Source organism: Pseudomonas sp. NFX224, assembly GCF_048565165.1.
In the GTDB taxonomy this organism is placed as follows: domain Bacteria; phylum Pseudomonadota; class Gammaproteobacteria; order Pseudomonadales; family Pseudomonadaceae; genus Aquipseudomonas.
In genome coordinates, this window is record NZ_CP183416.1 from 4,957,289 (window position 1) to 4,976,676 (window position 19,388).

The window sequence follows — 19,388 nt, forward strand, 5'->3', positions numbered from 1 at the left end:
ATGGGTTTCGCCGAGGGTGTGCGATAGGGTCAATAACTGACTGACCTTGATGGACCGCTACCCATGACGCTCTCACTCGATCTGCTGCTGGGCTTCGCCTTGTTCGCCCTTGTCACCTCGATCACGCCCGGCCCGAACAACACGATGTTGCTGGCATCCGGCGTGAACTTCGGCTTTAACCGCACGATTCCCCATATGCTCGGCATCACCTGCGGCTTTTTCGTGCTGGTGGTGGCAGTCGGCTTCGGACTGGGTGCGGTGTTCCAGACTTACCCTGTGCTCTACACCGTGTTGCGTTACGTCGGCGCGGCGTATTTGCTGTATCTGGCGTGGAAAATCGCCCACTCCGGGCCGGTCTCGGACAGTGAGAAGGGCGAGGGCAAACCGATCAGCTATCTGGGCGCTGCCGCGTTCCAGTGGGTCAATCCCAAGGCCTGGATCATGGCCATCGGTGCCATCAGCACTTACACGCCGATGCAAGGCTACTTCACCAATGTCATCGTGATTGCTGCGGTGTTCGCCTTGATCAACCTGCCGAGCGTCGGTGTCTGGGCCGCATGCGGCACGCTGTTGCGCAATGTTTTGAAGGATCGCCGCTGGCTGCGCCTGTTCAACTGGGGCATGGCCGCGCTGCTGGTGGCGTCGCTGTATCCGATCCTGCTCGAAAGCTTTAGCTGACGCATTGCTTCAACCGGTCGCCCGATGCCTGTTAAGCTCACTTTTCAGGAGCGTTCCTACGCACTTTTAAATGAAGTTGTACTTCTTTAACGGCATCCGATCAGGTATTGGTAACGTTCTGAAAACCGCACGCAGCTCACAAGGCTGCGTCTCGCCGTTTGCAGTCACGAGCCTCCTGATCCCGGAACACGCTCTGCGAGTCTTTTATGAATAAACGTCCGTTGTATTTCGACTACGCCGCCACCACGCCGGTGGATGAGCGAGTCATCAAGGTCATGGTCGAGTGTCTGGGTTTCAGCGGCAATTTCGGTAACCCGGCCTCCAGCTCCCACTTCTTTGGCCAACAGGCCCGGCAATCGGTCGAGCAGGCGCGACGCCAGGTCGCCGAACTGGTCGGCGCGGAGGCTGAGCAGATCGTCTGGACCTCCGGCGCCACCGAATCCAACAACCTCGCCCTCAAGGGCGTCGCCCAGGCGCGCGGCGTTGCCGGCGGCCACATCATTACCAGCCAGATCGAACACAAGGCGATTCTCGACACTGCCAGACAATTGCAGGACGCCGGCATTGCGGTGACGTATCTGGTGCCAAACGCCGAAGGTTTGATCACCCCGCAAGCGGTCAGCGATGCGATGCGCGAGGACACCTTCCTGGTGTCGCTGATGCTGGTCAACAACGAACTGGGCACGGTCAACGACATTCCGGCCATTGGCCGGGTGGTGCGTGAGCACGGCGCGTTGTTCCATGTCGACGCGGCCCAGGGTGCGGGCAAAGTAGCAATCGACCTGGTCGAGTGGCCGGTGGACTTGATGTCGTTTTCGGCGCACAAACTCTACGGTCCCAAGGGGATCGGCGCGTTGTACGTCGGCCCGCATGCGCAACAGCGCTTGCTGGCACAAATCCACGGCGGCGGGCACGAGGGTGGCTTGCGTTCCGGCACCCTGGCGACACATCAGATCGTCGCCATGGGCGAGGCCTTCGCCTTGGCGGCGGCCTCGTTCGAGGAAGAGGCGGACAAGATCGTACGACTGCGTGAACGCCTGCTCGAACCGCTGCTGAGCATTCCGGGCGTGCGTCTCAATGGCAGCCCGACCCAACGCATTCCGCATACCCTGAGCCTGACCTTTAATGAAGGCGAGTTCAGTTCCGCGGCGCTGAGCGCCTCGATCGCATTTTCCGCGACCTCGGCCTGTAACTCGGCGAGCAATGCGCCGTCCCACGTGCTGCTGGCGCTGGGGCATGACGCTCGCGCGGCAAGCCGCACCATCCGTTTGAGTCTGGGGCGCTTCACCACCGACCAGGATATCGATCAAGCGGTACAACTGATTAAAACGGCCTGTGCCAGTGCTCCGGCATTCTGGCAGTAGGGCGATAAAGCGCCGGCGTTGATCGGCACTAAACAACAATGATGAGTGGTTAGCAGGAGTCATGATGAATACGCAGTTTTCGATCACCGGATCGGTGCCCCAGCGCCTGGCGCAAACCCGCGAGCTGATGAGCCGGGAGGGCATTCATGCGCTTCTGGTGCCGTCGGCCGACCCGCACTTGTCCGAATACCTGCCGGGTTACTGGCAAGGGCGTCAATGGTTGTCGGGTTTCCATGGTTCGGTCGGTACGCTGATCGTGACCGCGGATTTTGCCGGTGTCTGGGCCGACAGCCGTTATTGGGAGCAGGCGACCAAGGAGCTCAAGGGCAGCGGCATCGAACTGGTCAAGCTGCAACCGGGCCAACCAAGTCCTCTGGACTGGCTCGCCGAGCAAACCCCTGAAGGCGGCGTGGTCGCGGTCGATGGTGCAGTAATGGCCGTGGCGTCGGCGCGGACCCTGGGTGGCAAACTCGAAGAGCGCGGTGCACGCCTGCGCACCGACATCGACTTGCTGAACGAAGTCTGGAGCGATCGCCCGACGCTGCCGAACGAGCCGATCTATCAACACTTGCCTCCGCAGGCGACCGTCAGCCGTGGCGAAAAACTTGCCAAGCTGCGTGAAACCTTGCAGACACGTGGCGCTGACTGGCATTTCATCGCCACCCTCGATGACATCGCCTGGCTGTTCAACCTGCGCGGCGGCGATGTGTCGTTCAACCCCGTGTTCGTTTCCTTTGCTTTGATCAACCAGCAACACGCGACCCTGTTCGTGGCGCTGAGCAAGGTCGATGCCGAGTTGCGTGCGGTCCTTGAACAGGGCGGCGTGACCCTGCGCGATTACAGCGAAGTGGCCGACGCCCTGCGCGCGGTGCCGAACGGCGCGAGCCTGCTGGTCGATCCGGCGCGTGTGACGGCAGGTTTGCTGGATAACCTGAGCGATGGCGTCAAACTGATCGAGGGCCTCAATCCGACGACTCTCGCCAAGTCGCAGAAAAGCCTGGCTGATGCCGAGCATATCCGTCAGGCCATGGAGCAGGACGGCGCGGCGCTGTGCGAGTTCTTCACCTGGCTGGACTCGGCGTTGGGCCGCGAACGCATCACCGAACTGACCATCGACGAAAAACTCACCGCTGCCCGTGAGCGTCGTCCGGACTACGTGTCGCTGAGCTTCAACACCATCGCCGCATTCAACGCCAACGGCGCGATGCCGCATTACCACGCCACCGAAGAAGAGCACGCGGTGATCGAAGGCGACGGTCTGCTGCTGATCGATTCCGGCGGCCAATACCTGGGCGGCACCACCGACATCACGCGGATGGTGCCGGTCGGAACGCCGACCGCCGAGCAGAAGCGCGATTGCACTCGCGTACTCAAGGGCGTGATTGCCTTGTCCCGCGCGCAGTTCCCGAAAGGCATCCTGTCGCCATTGCTCGACGCCATCGCGCGGGCGCCGATCTGGGCAGAAAACGTCGATTACGGTCACGGTACCGGTCACGGCGTGGGCTACTTCCTCAACGTTCACGAAGGTCCGCAGGTCATCGCCTACCAAGCTGCACCTGCACCGCAAACCGCGATGCAACCGGGCATGATCACCTCGATCGAACCGGGCACCTACCGTCCGGGCCGCTGGGGTGTGCGCATCGAGAACCTGGCGATGAACCGCGAAGCAGGCAGCAGCGAGTTTGGCGAATTCCTCAAATTCGAAACCCTGACCCTGTGCCCGATCGACACCCGTTGCCTGGAAACCTCGTTGCTGAGCGAAGAAGAGAAGCAGTGGTTCAACGGCTACCACGCCGAAGTGCGCGAGCGTCTGAGCCCATTGCTCGACGGTGCGGCCCTTGAGTGGTTGAACACCCGCACCGCGGCTATTTGATTGCTTGCAGCTCGGGCGCTGCCTCCAGCGCCCGGCTCATGTAGTCGACAAAGGCTTTGACCCTGGCGGATTGGCGACGATTCGCCGGGGACACTGCGTGTATCGGCAGCGACTGCGCGGTGTAGTCCTGCAAGATCGGCAACACTCTCCCGGCTTTCAGGTCCTCGCTGAACAGCCACACCGGCGACAACGCAATCCCCAATCCCCCCAGCACCATTTCGCGGATGGCTTCGGAGTTGTTGCTCTGCGCATTGCCCTTGATCCGCACTTCATGCTGTCGGGCGCCTTTGTTGTAGATCCACAGATTCTGACTGCTCAGCAGGTTGAACAGCAGGCAGTTGTGGCCGCTGAGTTCTTGAGGTGTTTGCGGCTGGCCGTGTCGCGCCAGGTAATCCGGTGTTGCGACAGTCATCCGGTAAGTGGTGCCGACGTGGCGAGCGATCAGGCCGCTGTCGTTCAAGGCGCCGATCCTGAACGTGAGATCCAGGCCCTCGCTGACCAAATCCTGATTTTGATCGCTCAGTTGCAGGTCGACCTGAACCTCGGGGTGGCGGATGAGGAATTCCGGCAGGCGCGGGGCAATCTGCAAGCGCCCGAAACTGACGGAGGAACCGATTTTCAGCGGCCCGGCGATGGATTCGCGGCCGGACTGGAAGCTGTGCTCGGCGGCGTCCACCGCAGCCAGAATTTGCCGGCATTCGGCGTAGTAGCGCTGGCCTTCATCGGTCAGCGATAACTTGCGCGTGCTGCGCGCAATCAGCTTTCCACCGAGCTCGGCTTCCAGCGCCTGCAGCACTTTGCTGATGGTCGGCTGGCTGGTCTGCAACTCCCGGGCGACAGCGGAAAAACTGCCGCGCTCGACAACCCGCACGAAAATGGCCATTGCATTGAGTTTGTCCATGCGCTCTCTCATTGATGCTTTCAGGGCATAGTCACTATAGCGATATGGCGTCTTATCGGTATGAGTAGGTTGAAGGAAGATCGGTCCTACAAACACCTCTGACAGGAATAGGCGAAATGACTGACTCACTGCAAATGCGTGCGCTGATTGTTGACTCGGCTAATGCCCCATTACGCTTGGCCTCCATTCCCCGGCCAGTGCCGGGCGCAGGACAGGTCCTGGTACGGATCGCGGCCAGCGGAGTGAACCCGTTGGACGGGAAGATCCGTTCGGGCCAGGCCACTCACGCGCGTCAGCCTTTGCCGGCGGTGTTGGGCATGGATCTGGCGGGAACCGTGGAAGCGTTGGGGGAGGGCGTTAGTGGGTGGGTGCCGGGAGATGAGGTCTACGCGATGGCCACGGGAATTGGCGGAGTCCAGGGCTCGCTGGCTGAATATGCGGTAGTCGATGCACGGTTACTGGCGCGTAAACCGGCCAATCTGAACATGCGTGAAGCAGCAGGATTGCCGTTGGTGCTGATTACAGCGTGGGAGGGATTGGTCGACCGGGCTCGGGTGCACTCGGGGCAGAAAGTGTTGATTCATGGCGGGGCGGGTGGTGTCGGACATGTCGCGGTGCAAATCGCCCGCGCATTCGGTGCCGAAGTATTCGCCACGGGATCTGCGCGGCAGCAAGGGATCATTGAGGCGTTGGGCGCGACGTTTATTGATTACCACACATCCTCAGTCGAGGATTATGTCGGGCAGCACACGGCTGGGGAGGGCTTCGATATTGTCTATGACACGGTGGGCGGCGAAACCCTGGATACGTCGTTCAAGGCCGCACGGGTTTACAACGGCCATGTCCTGAGTTGCCTCGGTTGGGGCCTGCACAGTCTCGCACCGCTTTCGTTTCGTGGTGCTACCTATTCCGGGGTGTTCACTTTGTTGCCGCTGCTTACCGGCCAAGGAAGAGCGCATCACGGGGACATACTGCGCGAGGCGGCGCTTTTAATCGAGGTGGGCAAGCTCAAGCCGATGCTCGATCCGCGCCAGTTCACGCTGCAAACTGCCGAGGCCGCCCATGGGTTGCTCGTGTCAGGAGAAGCTCAGGGGCGGTTGGTGGTCGAGATTTAACGCAGGGCTTCGAGGACGAAGTCCAGTCGATCCTGGCCAAAGAACAGTTGATCATCGACAAACATGCTTGGTGCGCCGAAAACACCGCGCTGTACCGCTTTCTCGGTGTTGTCCTTCAGCGCGGTTTTGATTTCCTCGTCGGCGGTCAGTGCCAGCACCTCATTGGGATCAAAGCCGTTCTGCGTCAGTACCGCCGCGACGGTTGCCGGTTCATCGAGGCTGCGGCCTGCAACCCAAAGGGCTTTGAACAGGCAATCTATAAAAGCGGAAAAACGCTGGGGATGGCGCAACTGCATGCCAGTGACGGCGCGCATGAGCATCAGGGTGTTGATCGGGAAGTGCGGATTGTACTTCAGCGGCACGCCGTAACGTTTGGCGTAGCGGTCGAGGTCCTGAAACATATAACGACCTTTGGCTGGAATGGTCGCCGGGGAAGCATTGCCGGTGGCTTTGAATACGCCGCCAAGCAGGAACGGGATGTAGATGAGTTGGCTGTCGGTTTGCTCACAGATTTTCGGCAGCTGGGTGTAGGCCAGATAGGTGGCGGGACTGCCCAGATCGAAATAGAACTCCACGGTTTTGCTCATGGTCGATGCGCTCTGATTATTGTTGTAGGGGAAGGCTTACCAACGTTCGCTCCAGGGGCGCAGGTCCAGTTCAAAGGTCCAGGCGTCGCGTGGCTGGCTGTGCAGGTACCAGTAGTTCTCGGCAATGTGCTCGGGATTGAGAATGCCGTCCTGATCCTTGGTCGCGTATTTCTCGGGAAAGCTCTCACGGATGAAATCGGTATCGATAGCACCGTCGACCACAATGTGGGCGACATGAATGTTCATCGGTCCCAGTTCGCGGGCCATGCTTTGCGCCAGTGCGCGAATGCCGTGCTTGGCGCCGGCGAACGCGGCGAATCCCGCGGCACCACGCATACCCGCGGTGGCGCCGGTGAACAGGATCGTTCCCTGTTTTCGTTTGGCCATGCGCTTGGCCACTTCTCGGGCATTGAGAAAACCGGAGAAACAGGCCATTTCCCAGATCTTGAAATACTTGCGTGCGGTCTCTTCGAGAATGCTGCAAGGCACATTGGCGCCGATGTTGAAGACGAACGCTTCGATGGGGCCGATCTCGCTTTCAATCTGCTCGACCAATGCCACCACATCCTCTTCTTTGCGCGCATCGCAAGCGAAGCCGTGGGCTTCGCCACCGTCGGCCAGAATGGCATCGACCAGCGGCTGGAGTTTGTCCGCGCTGCGGCGTGTGACACAGGCGACGAATCCTTCTTGGGCAAAGCGCTTGGCAATGGCGCCGCCGGTGGCGTCTCCGGCACCAACAACCAGTACGACCTTCTTGTTATTCATGGGTAGATCCCTTTGTTAAACGATCGTTAACTAAACGAACGTTATGCTACGATTCGATCAGCGTCAAGGCGATCAACTCTGAGGGAAGGGCAATGCGTTACTCCGCCAATCACAAGCTGGAAACCAAGGAAAAATTGCTGCAAAGCAGTGCGGTGTCGGCCAAGAAGTCCGGTTTTTCCACGGTAGGCGTCGACGGCTTGATGAAAGCAATCGGCCTGAGCGGTGGCGCTTTTTACAGTCATTTTTCGTCGAAGGACAAGTTGTTCGCTTCAATCGTGGAGCGTGAGTTGCGCCAAAGCCTGGAGCGATTGGGCGCTGAACAGGATCGCGACAAACTGGAACGCTGTTTGAAGTACTATCTGAGCATGTCCCATGTCGAACACCCGGAAACCGGGTGCGCTTTACCGGCATTGGGGGCCGAGATTGCCCGTTCCGACGTATTGATTCGACAGCAGGCGGAGCATTGGATCTGCCAGTTGCAGGAGAGTTGGGCGCAGGTACTGGCGAGCGACAGCCTGGCCTGGGCCATCCTGTCGCAATGCATCGGGGCGTTGGTGGTGGCGAGGATGCTTGCCACGCCGGAGCTTCAGCGCAAGGTGCTGGAGTCCAGTCATGATGAGATCGCTCGTCAGATCGCAGGGCCGACAAGCTGAGTGCGTGGAATCAGGTTACTTGCAGATGACGATCATGCTGCGGCTGGTATAGCCGGCAGGGTTGAGACCGAACGGGTAATCACCTGGCTCTTCCACGGCATCCCCCGATTTGGCGATAACTTTGTATCCCTTGGGGTTACAAGAGTTGGCGGCACTGGCGTAGCACTGGTCCCAAGAAGATGACAGCCCAGAACAGTTGATGTGCAGCCCTTTCTTGCCATGTTTGGTCTGGGTTTTCGTGGTCGCCGCGCAGCCCGCAACTGCAAGAACGGCGATCAGTATCAAAATTCGTTTCATTGCTTTCCTTGGTGCATTCCCGGATCTGACGCCCGGTCTTGCAGTTTTCGCTTTCGCGTGAAGCGTTCTGATATCCCTATCCTGAAAAGTCCATGTCTGACATTGGGTTGCGGACCTAAACATGGCCTAAATGAACGGTAAATACCAGTACCTCGTCAAATCTTGCATCAATCCGCAGCAATTGCGGGTTTGGCGGCGCTGCCCATGGTCATGGTCGCACCGACGGAAGCCAGAATAATGCACAGAATAGCCATCCACTGTGACAGTGAGAGGTATTCATGGAGGAACAGCAAGCCGGACAACGCGCCAATGGCAGGCTCAATGCTCATCAATGTGCCGAAGGTCCTGGCGGGCATTCGCGTAAGCGCAACCATCTCCAGGGTATAGGGGAGGGCGGTCGACAGGATGGCGACACCGATGGCTATTGGTATCAGTGATGGGGTCAGCAGTGCGGCACCAGCATGAACAATGCCGATGGGAGCAACGAACAGGGCAGCAATCATTACTCCCAGCGCTGCGGTCTGCACACCATTATCAGCCCCGGCTTTTTGACCGAAAAGAATATAGAGCGCCCAGCAGACGCCAGCACCCAATGCGTAACCAGCACCCAACAAATCGATTCCCGTGGTTGTTGCGCCTGTAGGTATCAGTAGCAGCAGGCCGACGGCCGCCAAAGCGATCCACAGAAAGTCGATGGCCCGGCGCGAGGCATATATCGCAACGGCCAATGGCCCGGTGAACTCCAGCGCTACCGCAATGCCCAGAGGCACAGTGCGTAAGGACATATAGAAGAGGAAGTTCATGCCGCCGAGTGCCATCCCGTAGACAATGACGGTACGTAGCGACTTCGCGGTGAGCTTTGCTCGCCATGGGCGCAGTAGCAGCAACATAATCACGCTGGCAAAGATCAGGCGCAGGGTTGTGGTCCCTTGGGCACCGATGACAGGGAACATGCTTTTGGCCAGGGAGGCTCCGGACTGGATCGATGCCATGGCTATTATTAGCAGGCCGACCGAAAACAGGGTCGAGGCAAGGCTGCGAGGCTGATCATTCATTGAGTGACATCGTCCAGGGCTGGGATCTTGGGTGTTGTTCTTGGTGATGAGCAATATACTGCGCATTCGATGCGGGCGCGTCTATATATAAGCAATGAAATTGTTCTTGCTGATAGAAAAACCAAATCAGTGCTTGACGGCAGATCTCAGGTGTCTATAATTCGCCCCACTTCCGGCGCAGTCGAAACGGAAAACTCCTTGGTAAACAACGAGTTACGAAGTTTTCGGCAGCAAGTTGCTTCAGTTCATCGAAGCCAAAAGGAAGTTGAAAAAGAGGTGTTGACAGCAGCGTGTAACGCTGTAGAATTCGCCTCCCGCTGATGAGAGATCTGAGGCGCAAGTGGTTGAAGTTGTTGAGGAATTCCTCGAAAGCTTCTGAAAATAATCACTTGACAGCAAATGAGGCTGCTGTAGAATGCGCGCCTCGGTTGAGACGAAAGATCTTAACCAACCGCTCTTTAACAACTGAATCAAGCAATTCGTGTGGGTGCTTGTGGAGTCAGACTGCTAGTCAACAGATTATCAGCATCACAAGTTACTCCGCGAGAAATCAAAGATGTAACCAACGATTGCTGAGCCAAGTTTAGGGTTTTCTCAAAACCCAAAGATGTTTGAACTGAAGAGTTTGATCATGGCTCAGATTGAACGCTGGCGGCAGGCCTAACACATGCAAGTCGAGCGGATGAAGAGAGCTTGCTCTCTGATTCAGCGGCGGACGGGTGAGTAATGCCTAGGAATCTGCCTGGTAGTGGGGGACAACGTTTCGAAAGGAACGCTAATACCGCATACGTCCTACGGGAGAAAGCAGGGGACCTTCGGGCCTTGCGCTATCAGATGAGCCTAGGTCGGATTAGCTAGTTGGTGAGGTAATGGCTCACCAAGGCGACGATCCGTAACTGGTCTGAGAGGATGATCAGTCACACTGGAACTGAGACACGGTCCAGACTCCTACGGGAGGCAGCAGTGGGGAATATTGGACAATGGGCGAAAGCCTGATCCAGCCATGCCGCGTGTGTGAAGAAGGTCTTCGGATTGTAAAGCACTTTAAGTTGGGAGGAAGGGTTGTAGATTAATACTCTGCAATTTTGACGTTACCGACAGAATAAGCACCGGCTAACTCTGTGCCAGCAGCCGCGGTAATACAGAGGGTGCAAGCGTTAATCGGAATTACTGGGCGTAAAGCGCGCGTAGGTGGTTCGTTAAGTTGGATGTGAAAGCCCCGGGCTCAACCTGGGAACTGCATTCAAAACTGACGAGCTAGAGTATGGTAGAGGGTGGTGGAATTTCCTGTGTAGCGGTGAAATGCGTAGATATAGGAAGGAACACCAGTGGCGAAGGCGACCACCTGGACTGATACTGACACTGAGGTGCGAAAGCGTGGGGAGCAAACAGGATTAGATACCCTGGTAGTCCACGCCGTAAACGATGTCAACTAGCCGTTGGGAGCCTTGAGCTCTTAGTGGCGCAGCTAACGCATTAAGTTGACCGCCTGGGGAGTACGGCCGCAAGGTTAAAACTCAAATGAATTGACGGGGGCCCGCACAAGCGGTGGAGCATGTGGTTTAATTCGAAGCAACGCGAAGAACCTTACCAGGCCTTGACATCCAATGAACTTTCCAGAGATGGATTGGTGCCTTCGGGAACATTGAGACAGGTGCTGCATGGCTGTCGTCAGCTCGTGTCGTGAGATGTTGGGTTAAGTCCCGTAACGAGCGCAACCCTTGTCCTTAGTTACCAGCACGTTATGGTGGGCACTCTAAGGAGACTGCCGGTGACAAACCGGAGGAAGGTGGGGATGACGTCAAGTCATCATGGCCCTTACGGCCTGGGCTACACACGTGCTACAATGGTCGGTACAGAGGGTTGCCAAGCCGCGAGGTGGAGCTAATCCCATAAAACCGATCGTAGTCCGGATCGCAGTCTGCAACTCGACTGCGTGAAGTCGGAATCGCTAGTAATCGCGAATCAGAATGTCGCGGTGAATACGTTCCCGGGCCTTGTACACACCGCCCGTCACACCATGGGAGTGGGTTGCACCAGAAGTAGCTAGTCTAACCTTCGGGAGGACGGTTACCACGGTGTGATTCATGACTGGGGTGAAGTCGTAACAAGGTAGCCGTAGGGGAACCTGCGGCTGGATCACCTCCTTAATCGACGACTCAGCTGCTCCATAAGCTCCCACACGAATTGCTTGATTCATTGAAGAAGACGAAAGAAGCAGCCCGAAATTGGGTCTGTAGCTCAGTTGGTTAGAGCGCACCCCTGATAAGGGTGAGGTCGGCAGTTCGAATCTGCCCAGACCCACCAATTTTGTGTGGGAAACGCCTGTAGAAATACGGGGCCATAGCTCAGCTGGGAGAGCGCCTGCCTTGCACGCAGGAGGTCAGCGGTTCGATCCCGCTTGGCTCCACCACTACTGCTTCTCTTGTATAAAGCTTAGAAATGAGCATTCCATCGGTAAGATGGTGAATGTTGATTTCTAGTCTTTGACTAGTTCGTTCTTTAAAAATTTGGGTATGTGATAGAAAGATAGACTGAACGTTACTTTCACTGGTAACGGATCAGGCTAAGGTAAAATTTGTGAGTTCTCTTAGTTGAGAAATTCGAATTTTCGGCGAATGTCGTCTTCACAGTATAACCAGATTGCTTGGGGTTATATGGTCAAGTGAAGAAGCGCATACGGTGGATGCCTTGGCAGTCAGAGGCGATGAAAGACGTGGTAGCCTGCGAAAAGCTTCGGGGAGTCGGCAAACAGACTTTGATCCGGAGATGTCTGAATGGGGGAACCCAGCCATCATAAGATGGTTATCTTGTACTGAATACATAGGTGCAAGAGGCGAACCAGGGGAACTGAAACATCTAAGTACCCTGAGGAAAAGAAATCAACCGAGATTCCCTTAGTAGTGGCGAGCGAACGGGGACTAGCCCTTAAGTGGCTTTGAGATTAGCGGAACGCTCTGGAAAGTGCGGCCATAGTGGGTGATAGCCCTGTACGCGAAAATCTCTTGGTCATGAAATCGAGTAGGACGGAGCACGAGAAACTTTGTCTGAATATGGGGGGACCATCCTCCAAGGCTAAATACTACTGACTGACCGATAGTGAACTAGTACCGTGAGGGAAAGGCGAAAAGAACCCCGGAGAGGGGAGTGAAATAGATCCTGAAACCGTATGCGTACAAGCAGTGGGAGCCCACTTTGTTGGGTGACTGCGTACCTTTTGTATAATGGGTCAGCGACTTATTTTCAGTGGCGAGCTTAACCGAATAGGGGAGGCGTAGCGAAAGCGAGTCTTAATAGGGCGTCTAGTCGCTGGGAATAGACCCGAAACCGGGCGATCTATCCATGGGCAGGTTGAAGGTTAGGTAACACTGACTGGAGGACCGAACCGACTACCGTTGAAAAGTTAGCGGATGACCTGTGGATCGGAGTGAAAGGCTAATCAAGCTCGGAGATAGCTGGTTCTCCTCGAAAGCTATTTAGGTAGCGCCTCATGTATCACTGTAGGGGGTAGAGCACTGTTTCGGCTAGGGGGTCATCCCGACTTACCAAACCGATGCAAACTCCGAATACCTACAAGTGCCGAGCATGGGAGACACACGGCGGGTGCTAACGTCCGTCGTGAAAAGGGAAACAACCCAGACCGTCAGCTAAGGTCCCAAAGTTATGGTTAAGTGGGAAACGATGTGGGAAGGCTTAGACAGCTAGGAGGTTGGCTTAGAAGCAGCCACCCTTTAAAGAAAGCGTAATAGCTCACTAGTCGAGTCGGCCTGCGCGGAAGATGTAACGGGGCTCAAACCATACACCGAAGCTACGGGTATCACTTAGGTGATGCGGTAGAGGAGCGTTCTGTAAGCCTGTGAAGGTGAGTTGAGAAGCTTGCTGGAGGTATCAGAAGTGCGAATGCTGACATGAGTAACGACAATGGGTGTGAAAAACACCCACGCCGAAAGACCAAGGTTTCCTGCGCAACGTTAATCGACGCAGGGTTAGTCGGTCCCTAAGGCGAGGCTGAAAAGCGTAGTCGATGGAAAACAGGTTAATATTCCTGTACTTCTGGTTATTGCGATGGAGGGACGGAGAAGGCTAGGCCAGCTTGGCGTTGGTTGTCCAAGTTTAAGGTGGTAGGCTGGAATCTTAGGTAAATCCGGGATTCTAAGGCCGAGAGCTGATGACGAGTGTTCTTTTAGAACACGAAGTGGTTGATGCCATGCTTCCAAGAAAAGCTTCTAAGCTTCAGGTAACCAGGAACCGTACCCCAAACCGACACAGGTGGTTGGGTAGAGAATACCAAGGCGCTTGAGAGAACTCGGGTGAAGGAACTAGGCAAAATGGCACCGTAACTTCGGGAGAAGGTGCGCCGGTGAGGGTGAAGGACTTGCTCCGTAAGCCCACGCCGGTCGAAGATACCAGGCCGCTGCGACTGTTTATTAAAAACACAGCACTCTGCAAACACGAAAGTGGACGTATAGGGTGTGACGCCTGCCCGGTGCCGGAAGGTTAATTGATGGGGTTAGCTAACGCGAAGCTCTTGATCGAAGCCCCGGTAAACGGCGGCCGTAACTATAACGGTCCTAAGGTAGCGAAATTCCTTGTCGGGTAAGTTCCGACCTGCACGAATGGCGTAACGATGGCGGCGCTGTCTCCACCCGAGACTCAGTGAAATTGAAATCGCTGTGAAGATGCAGTGTATCCGCGGCTAGACGGAAAGACCCCGTGAACCTTTACTATAGCTTTGCACTGGACTTTGAATTTGCTTGTGTAGGATAGGTGGGAGGCTTTGAAGCGTGGACGCCAGTTCGCGTGGAGCCATCCTTGAAATACCACCCTGGCAACTTTGAGGTTCTAACTCAGGTCCGTTATCCGGATCGAGGACAGTGTATGGTGGGTAGTTTGACTGGGGCGGTCTCCTCCTAAAGAGTAACGGAGGAGTACGAAGGTGCGCTCAGACCGGTCGGAAATCGGTCGTAGAGTATAAAGGCAAAAGCGCGCTTGACTGCGAGACAGACACGTCGAGCAGGTACGAAAGTAGGTCTTAGTGATCCGGTGGTTCTGTATGGAAGGGCCATCGCTCAACGGATAAAAGGTACTCCGGGGATAACAGGCTGATACCGCCCAAGAGTTCATATCGACGGCGGTGTTTGGCACCTCGATGTCGGCTCATCACATCCTGGGGCTGAAGCCGGTCCCAAGGGTATGGCTGTTCGCCATTTAAAGTGGTACGCGAGCTGGGTTTAGAACGTCGTGAGACAGTTCGGTCCCTATCTGCCGTGGACGTTTGAGATTTGAGAGGGGCTGCTCCTAGTACGAGAGGACCGGAGTGGACGAACCTCTGGTGTTCCGGTTGTCACGCCAGTGGCATTGCCGGGTAGCTATGTTCGGAATAGATAACCGCTGAAAGCATCTAAGCGGGAAACTAGCCTCAAGATGAGATCTCACTGGAACCTTGAGTTCCCTGAAGGGCCGTCGAAGACTACGACGTTGATAGGTTGGGTGTGTAAGCGCTGTGAGGCGTTGAGCTAACCAATACTAATTGCCCGTGAGGCTTGACCATATAACACCCAAGCAATTTGACGCTCCTCGTTGAAGAAACGAGAGAGACCAGATTGCGGTGTGTGAAGACGCAATGAACCGAAAGTTCGATGCTCACAAAACACCAAGCTATCACATAGCCAATTTGCTGAAGCGAGACCATCTGGTCACGAGTCAGTACCCGAATTTCTTGACGACCATAGAGCGTTGGAACCACCTGATCCCATCCCGAACTCAGAAGTGAAACGATGCATCGCCGATGGTAGTGTGGGGTTTCCCCATGTGAGAGTAGGTCATCGTCAAGATTAAATTCCGAAACCCCAATTGCGAAAGCAGTTGGGGTTTTGTTTTGGGCGAAAGAAAAGTGCCGCGATAAAAAAGGGATAGCCTGATGGCTATCCCTTTTTCATTTCGCAACTTTAATGAAACTTCGGCAGCACGAACTCTGCAATTTCTTCAATAATCTCCGCGACCGGCCGTTCGCTACGACGGACATGCACGCCGATGTGTTGCACGCCGGCCTCACGCAATGCCTGAAGCTCATCAATCAAGGCCAACCGTCCACAGCTACCACCGAAGCGCACACGCCGCATTGGCGCATGAGGATTGGCAGCCAGGTCCAGGTGAACGAAGCTTACATAAGGTTTATCCCCACCCACCTCTCGCCACAATCCCACTCGCCGACGATGCTCTTCCGGTGTTCCAGGATAGGCGAGCCAACCATCCATATGCTGGCCAATCCACGCTGGAGATTGCTGACCAAGCCCCGCAACCAGTAACGGCGCTGACTGATCGCGCTCCGGAAGCAAGCGTGCCCCTTCCGGCAATCGGCCCTCGCCCTGGCTGCGCAGCAGTTCAACGGTCTCGCGGAAGATTCCGCCGCGCTGATCGTAGTCCACGCCAAATAACGGATATTCCATCGGACGGTCACCACTGGCTACGCCTAACAGCAGGCGCCCATCACTTAACTCATCAATGCTGTTGGCCGACTTGAGGGTTAGCCAAGGCTGACGCAGCGGAAGTACAACCGAAGCCGTACCCAGCATGATGTTATCGGTAATGCCGGCCAGATGACCCAGGTAGGAAAAGGTTTCGAACACCTGTGCAGCGTCGCCGAAGTGGGGGTCATAAACCGGTACGTCGCGAACCCACAACGCACGAAAGCCGGACTGGTCGGCCAAGCGTGCCATGGCGGCATGCTGCTTCAAGTCGGGTACTCCAAAGGGGCGGTCCTCGGCCATCCGCAGCCGCTGACCATCGCTGGACCAATCATTATCCAGCGGCAGCTCTAATCCGATGGAAAACCCGTTTGAACCCAATAGTCGTTGAAATCGCGGATGCATGAACACACTCCAAAAAATGACATGCATCCAGTATCGACTCACCAATCAGCAAGAAAAATGCAGGAGTGGGAACATCAATATTGACTGAGACGCACGAGTCTTCTGCCCCGTGGGAATTCAAGTTAAAAAAATGACATAAAGGTGGCCTGACAGTTTTGTTATGGTGCAGCTCATTTTTTTGACGGACAGTTTTCACGCCCAGGGACCGGTGTCTTCTTTTCAAAGAGTTGCTTCAGAAATGCCCCAACCGATACCGATCAAGGACCACGAAACAGAGACACGCCTGGTCAACAAAAGGTTGATGGCTTGCGGCTTGTTCGTCGTCGCCATTACCTGCGCGCTGGTGGTGCGCATGTACATCCTGCAGGTCGTCGAATTCGACTATCACTCCACGATTTCCGAAAACAACCGCGTCCATGTCCTACCGATCACGCCTACTCGCGGATTGATCTATGACCGCAATGGCGTGGTCCTGGCGGATAACCGACCCAGCTACAACCTGACCATCACCCGCGAACGCGCGTCTGATGTCAATCAAGAGCTGGACGATGTGGTCAACCTGCTGCACCTGCCCGCTGAGGAACGCACGCTATTCGACAAGGCCCTGAAGCAGGCACGGCATCCGTTTGTGCCGGTGACGCTGTTCTACGAACTGAGTGAAGAGCAGATCGCGGTTCTCGCGGTCAACGAGTTCCGCTTGCCGGGTCTCGATGTCGAGCCGCAGTTCGTTCGGCACTATCCACTGGGCTCGCACTTCGCTCATTCGGTCGGCTATGTCGGACGGATCAACGAGAAAGAATCCAAGGCGCTGGATACGGTCGAGTACCGCGGTACTCAATCCGTCGGCAAAACCGGGATCGAAAAATTCTACGAGTCGCAGCTACACGGCCATGTCGGTTACGAAGAGGTCGAAACCAATGCTCAGGGCCGCGTGCTGCGAGTGCTCAAGCACACTGACCCGGTCCCCGGCGAAAACATTGTCCTGAGCCTCGACGTCAAACTTCAGGAAGCCGCCGAGCAAGCCTTGGGCGATCGTCGTGGCTCAGTGGTCGCGCTCGATCCATCGACCGGTGAAGTGTTGGCCATGGTCAGCAATCCGAGCTTCGATCCGAACCTGTTTGTCACCGGTATCAGCTCGAAGGAATACTCGACGCTGCGCGACTCCATCGACCGACCACTGTTCAATCGCGTGCTGCGCGGGCTCTATGCACCAGGCTCGACCATCAAGCCAGAGGTCGCAATTGCCGGGCTCGACGCCGGTGTCGTCACGCCCCAGACCCGAGTCTTCGATCCGGGTTACTACCAACTCCCGGATTTCGATCACAAGTACCGCAACTGGAACCACAGCGGCGACGGTTGGGTGGATATGGACGCGGCGATCATGCGCTCCAACGACACTTACTTCTACGACTTGGCGCACAAGCTGGGGATCGATCGCCTGCACGACTACATGGCAATGTTCGGACTCGGTGAGAAAGTCTCTCTCGACATGTACGAAGAATCCTCAGGTCTGATGCCATCCCAGGCCTGGAAACGCGCTACACGCCGCCAACCGTGGTTTCCGGGTGAAACCGTGATCCTCGGCATTGGCCAAGGCTACATGCAGGTCACGCCGCTGCAATTGGCCCAGGCGACTGCGCTGATCGCCAACAAGGGGGTGTGGAACCGCCCGCATCTGGCCGTGACCGTCGACGGCGTTGCGCCGGTGGATGAGCATCCGATGCCGAATATTCTGCTCAAGGATCCGCGTGACTGGGAGCAGGTCAACCACGGTATGCAGATGGTGATGCACGATGCTCGCGGGATTGCCCGGGCCGCAGCGGCAGGCGCGCAATACCGGATCGCCGGCAAGAGTGGCACCGCGCAAGTGGTGGCAATCAAGCAGGGTGAGCGCTACAACCGCGAGAAAACCCGCGAGCGTAACCGCGACAATGCCTTGTTCGTCGGCTTTGCTCCGGCCGAACACCCGAAGATCGTGATTTCGGTGATGATCGAAAACGGCGAGGCCGGTGGCCGCGTCGCCGGTCCTGTGGTGCGGCAAATCATGGACGCCTGGCTACTCGATCAGGACGGCCATCTCAAGCCGCAATACGCAGCGCCGAGCAAGGCGCCGGGCGATCCTCACGTCTGAACCATCAAGGCTTCACAGCACAGGCTCACGGATGCTGAGCATGTGCTGGAAGCTTTCGAGGAACACCGTTTCGGCCTGACTCATCTTCTGTTCGCGATTCCACAGCAGCTGGATATCGAAATCCACCACGCCTCCCTCCGGCGGCAAACGCCAGAGTACCCCTTGCTCGACATCCCGATGCACTAGGTGCGTGGGTAATGCGCCAATGCCGTACCCTGCACAGATCAGACGATAAATTTCTTCGAAACTGGTGGATGACGCGACGATCTTGCCGGTGAAACCTTGCTGGTCGCGGAACCGCGTCAGGGGTGAAAGATTGCCGCCCAATTGATCGCTGGTGAAGCTGACAAAATTTTCGGCGGCAAGCTGTTCCAGGGTCAGATTCTCTTGCCCGAACAACCGATGACGCTGGCCACAAAAGTAAGCGTAGGTCTCTCGAAACAGTACCCGTTGTTCCAGTCGCGGCTGGGGTAAACGACACAGGCCGACGCCAATGGTCGCGGTCTTTTGCAGCAGCGAACTGATGATGCTCGAGCTGCCCATGACCTCGACTTCCAGCTCGATTTTCGGGTGGGTTTCATGGAAGTCAGCGAGGAATTCATCGTAATGCCGCGCCTGCACACCGCTGACGGTGAGGATGCGGATCTTGCCCACCACGTCGTCGTGACGGCTTTCCACAACCGTGCCCAAACGTGAAATGTCACCGTAAATATCCGCCGCAATGCGCAGGACTTCTTCCCCGGTTTCCGTCAGATCAAAGCGTCGCCCACTGCGGGCAATCAACACACATTCCAATTGTTCTTCGAGGCGTTTCAGCGCCTGGCTGACCGCCGACTGGGTGATGTGCAGGCGCGCAGCGGCGCGGCTCATGCTGCCTTCCTGGCCGATGACCAAATAGGTACGCAGCAGGTTCCAGTCGAGGCGGTCATTAAGAAATCGGCGGCCGACCCACGGGTTGGAAGTGGAGGGCATAAAACCTCATGTAGTAGCGCTGCTAATAGTAAAGATAAGGAATTGAAAATTGACTAATCCTGGCACGGAAGCGATAAAGCCCACAAGCGCCACAGAGCGCAACCGTCACCAGCCTTAACACCTGC

General features: G+C 56.5%; 13 protein-coding genes, 2 tRNA genes and 3 rRNA genes. 11 read left to right on the top strand and 7 right to left on the bottom strand.

What is annotated here, in order from left to right:
* Positions 1-63 precede the first annotated feature (63 nt).
* From ACNYC6_RS22705 to ACNYC6_RS22715, 3 genes are all read left to right on the top strand, one after another.
* Complete coding sequence (locus tag ACNYC6_RS22705) at positions 64-678, top strand: LysE family translocator (protein ID WP_338582147.1); 615 nt, start codon at positions 64-66, stop codon at positions 676-678.
* A gap of 206 nt (positions 679-884) precedes the next feature.
* Complete coding sequence (locus tag ACNYC6_RS22710) at positions 885-2,042, top strand: aminotransferase class V-fold PLP-dependent enzyme (protein ID WP_419709248.1); 1,158 nt, start codon at positions 885-887, stop codon at positions 2,040-2,042.
* 64 nt (positions 2,043-2,106) lie between these two features.
* On the top strand, positions 2,107-3,915 hold the full coding sequence (locus tag ACNYC6_RS22715; RefSeq protein WP_419709249.1) for an aminopeptidase P family protein: 1,809 nt from the start codon (positions 2,107-2,109) through the stop codon (positions 3,913-3,915).
* Here the strand turns inward: ACNYC6_RS22715 and ACNYC6_RS22720 are convergent.
* The gene (locus ACNYC6_RS22720) at positions 3,908-4,816 is read right to left on the bottom strand and encodes a LysR family transcriptional regulator (protein WP_419709250.1); all 909 of its coding nucleotides are present in this window, start codon (positions 4,814-4,816) and stop codon (positions 3,908-3,910) included. The genes ACNYC6_RS22715 and ACNYC6_RS22720 overlap by 8 nt on opposite strands.
* Before the next feature lie 116 nt (positions 4,817-4,932).
* Here ACNYC6_RS22720 and ACNYC6_RS22725 point away from each other — a divergent pair, with 116 nt between their 5' ends.
* Entirely contained in the window at positions 4,933-5,931 is a 999-nt protein-coding gene (locus ACNYC6_RS22725; RefSeq protein ID WP_419709251.1) for a zinc-dependent alcohol dehydrogenase family protein, read from the top strand.
* Here the strand turns inward: ACNYC6_RS22725 and ACNYC6_RS22730 are convergent.
* On the bottom strand, positions 5,928-6,518 hold the full coding sequence (locus ACNYC6_RS22730) for a 2-hydroxychromene-2-carboxylate isomerase (RefSeq protein WP_419709252.1): 591 nt from the start codon (positions 6,516-6,518) through the stop codon (positions 5,928-5,930). The two genes, ACNYC6_RS22725 and ACNYC6_RS22730, sit on opposite strands and share 4 nt — an antisense overlap.
* Before the next feature lie 36 nt (positions 6,519-6,554).
* Positions 6,555-7,283 (bottom strand): SDR family oxidoreductase, encoded by a 729-nt coding sequence (locus ACNYC6_RS22735; protein WP_419709253.1) that lies wholly within the window; start codon positions 7,281-7,283, stop codon positions 6,555-6,557.
* A gap of 92 nt (positions 7,284-7,375) precedes the next feature.
* Here ACNYC6_RS22735 and ACNYC6_RS22740 point away from each other — a divergent pair, with 92 nt between their 5' ends.
* Complete coding sequence (locus tag ACNYC6_RS22740) at positions 7,376-7,936, top strand: TetR/AcrR family transcriptional regulator (RefSeq protein WP_419709254.1); 561 nt, start codon at positions 7,376-7,378, stop codon at positions 7,934-7,936.
* Between the two features lie 15 nt (positions 7,937-7,951).
* On the opposite strand, the gene ACNYC6_RS22745 is transcribed toward ACNYC6_RS22740, so the two are convergent.
* Both ACNYC6_RS22745 and rhtA read right to left on the bottom strand, forming a co-directional pair.
* Entirely contained in the window at positions 7,952-8,233 is a 282-nt protein-coding gene (locus tag ACNYC6_RS22745; RefSeq protein ID WP_419709255.1) for a hypothetical protein, read from the bottom strand.
* A gap of 167 nt (positions 8,234-8,400) precedes the next feature.
* Complete coding sequence (gene rhtA, locus ACNYC6_RS22750; protein ID WP_419709256.1) at positions 8,401-9,288, bottom strand: threonine/homoserine exporter RhtA; 888 nt, start codon at positions 9,286-9,288, stop codon at positions 8,401-8,403.
* A gap of 613 nt (positions 9,289-9,901) precedes the next feature.
* On the opposite strand from rhtA, the gene ACNYC6_RS22755 reads away from it, so the two are divergent.
* The 5 genes from ACNYC6_RS22755 (at position 9,902) to rrf (ending at position 15,122) form a co-directional block, all read left to right on the top strand.
* Positions 9,902-11,438: ribosomal RNA gene (locus tag ACNYC6_RS22755) — 16S ribosomal RNA — on the top strand.
* Between the two features lie 80 nt (positions 11,439-11,518).
* Positions 11,519-11,595, top strand: a tRNA-Ile gene (locus ACNYC6_RS22760).
* Positions 11,596-11,625: 30 nt separating this feature from the next.
* A tRNA-Ala gene (locus tag ACNYC6_RS22765) sits at positions 11,626-11,701 on the top strand.
* 246 nt (positions 11,702-11,947) lie between these two features.
* Positions 11,948-14,839, top strand: a 23S ribosomal RNA gene (locus ACNYC6_RS22770).
* A 167-nt stretch (positions 14,840-15,006) separates the two neighbouring features.
* A 5S ribosomal RNA gene (rrf, locus tag ACNYC6_RS22775) occupies positions 15,007-15,122 on the top strand.
* The 16S, 23S and 5S rRNA genes sit together here with 2 tRNA genes alongside, the layout of an rRNA operon.
* A 114-nt stretch (positions 15,123-15,236) precedes the next feature.
* Here the strand turns inward: rrf and ACNYC6_RS22780 are convergent.
* On the bottom strand, positions 15,237-16,160 hold the full coding sequence (locus ACNYC6_RS22780; protein ID WP_419709257.1) for a TIGR03571 family LLM class oxidoreductase: 924 nt from the start codon (positions 16,158-16,160) through the stop codon (positions 15,237-15,239).
* Between the two features lie 238 nt (positions 16,161-16,398).
* Here ACNYC6_RS22780 and mrdA point away from each other — a divergent pair, with 238 nt between their 5' ends.
* The gene (gene mrdA, locus ACNYC6_RS22785) at positions 16,399-18,291 is read left to right on the top strand and encodes a penicillin-binding protein 2 (protein WP_419709258.1); all 1,893 of its coding nucleotides are present in this window, start codon (positions 16,399-16,401) and stop codon (positions 18,289-18,291) included.
* Positions 18,292-18,303: 12 nt separating this feature from the next.
* Here mrdA and ACNYC6_RS22790 read toward each other — a convergent pair whose 3' ends face one another.
* Positions 18,304-19,263: a LysR family transcriptional regulator gene (locus tag ACNYC6_RS22790; RefSeq protein WP_419709259.1), complete on the bottom strand. Its 960-nt coding sequence runs from the start codon at positions 19,261-19,263 to the stop codon at positions 18,304-18,306.
* Positions 19,264-19,388: the final 125 nt, after the last annotated feature.

Coding starts and splice junctions, on each gene's coding strand:
- mrdA (WP_419709258.1), top strand. CDS start 16,399: ATGCCCCAACCGATACCGATCAAGGACCACGAAACAGAGACACGCCTG.
- rhtA (WP_419709256.1), bottom strand. CDS start 9,288: ATGAATGATCAGCCTCGCAGCCTTGCCTCGACCCTGTTTTCGGTCGGC.
- ACNYC6_RS22710 (WP_419709248.1), top strand. CDS start 885: ATGAATAAACGTCCGTTGTATTTCGACTACGCCGCCACCACGCCGGTG.
- ACNYC6_RS22725 (WP_419709251.1), top strand. CDS start 4,933: ATGACTGACTCACTGCAAATGCGTGCGCTGATTGTTGACTCGGCTAAT.
- ACNYC6_RS22730 (WP_419709252.1), bottom strand. CDS start 6,518: ATGAGCAAAACCGTGGAGTTCTATTTCGATCTGGGCAGTCCCGCCACC.
- ACNYC6_RS22745 (WP_419709255.1), bottom strand. CDS start 8,233: ATGAAACGAATTTTGATACTGATCGCCGTTCTTGCAGTTGCGGGCTGC.
- ACNYC6_RS22715 (WP_419709249.1), top strand. CDS start 2,107: ATGAATACGCAGTTTTCGATCACCGGATCGGTGCCCCAGCGCCTGGCG.
- ACNYC6_RS22780 (WP_419709257.1), bottom strand. CDS start 16,160: ATGCATCCGCGATTTCAACGACTATTGGGTTCAAACGGGTTTTCCATC.
- ACNYC6_RS22790 (WP_419709259.1), bottom strand. CDS start 19,263: ATGCCCTCCACTTCCAACCCGTGGGTCGGCCGCCGATTTCTTAATGAC.
- ACNYC6_RS22740 (WP_419709254.1), top strand. CDS start 7,376: ATGCGTTACTCCGCCAATCACAAGCTGGAAACCAAGGAAAAATTGCTG.
- ACNYC6_RS22735 (WP_419709253.1), bottom strand. CDS start 7,283: ATGAATAACAAGAAGGTCGTACTGGTTGTTGGTGCCGGAGACGCCACC.
- ACNYC6_RS22705 (WP_338582147.1), top strand. CDS start 64: ATGACGCTCTCACTCGATCTGCTGCTGGGCTTCGCCTTGTTCGCCCTT.
- ACNYC6_RS22720 (WP_419709250.1), bottom strand. CDS start 4,816: ATGGACAAACTCAATGCAATGGCCATTTTCGTGCGGGTTGTCGAGCGC.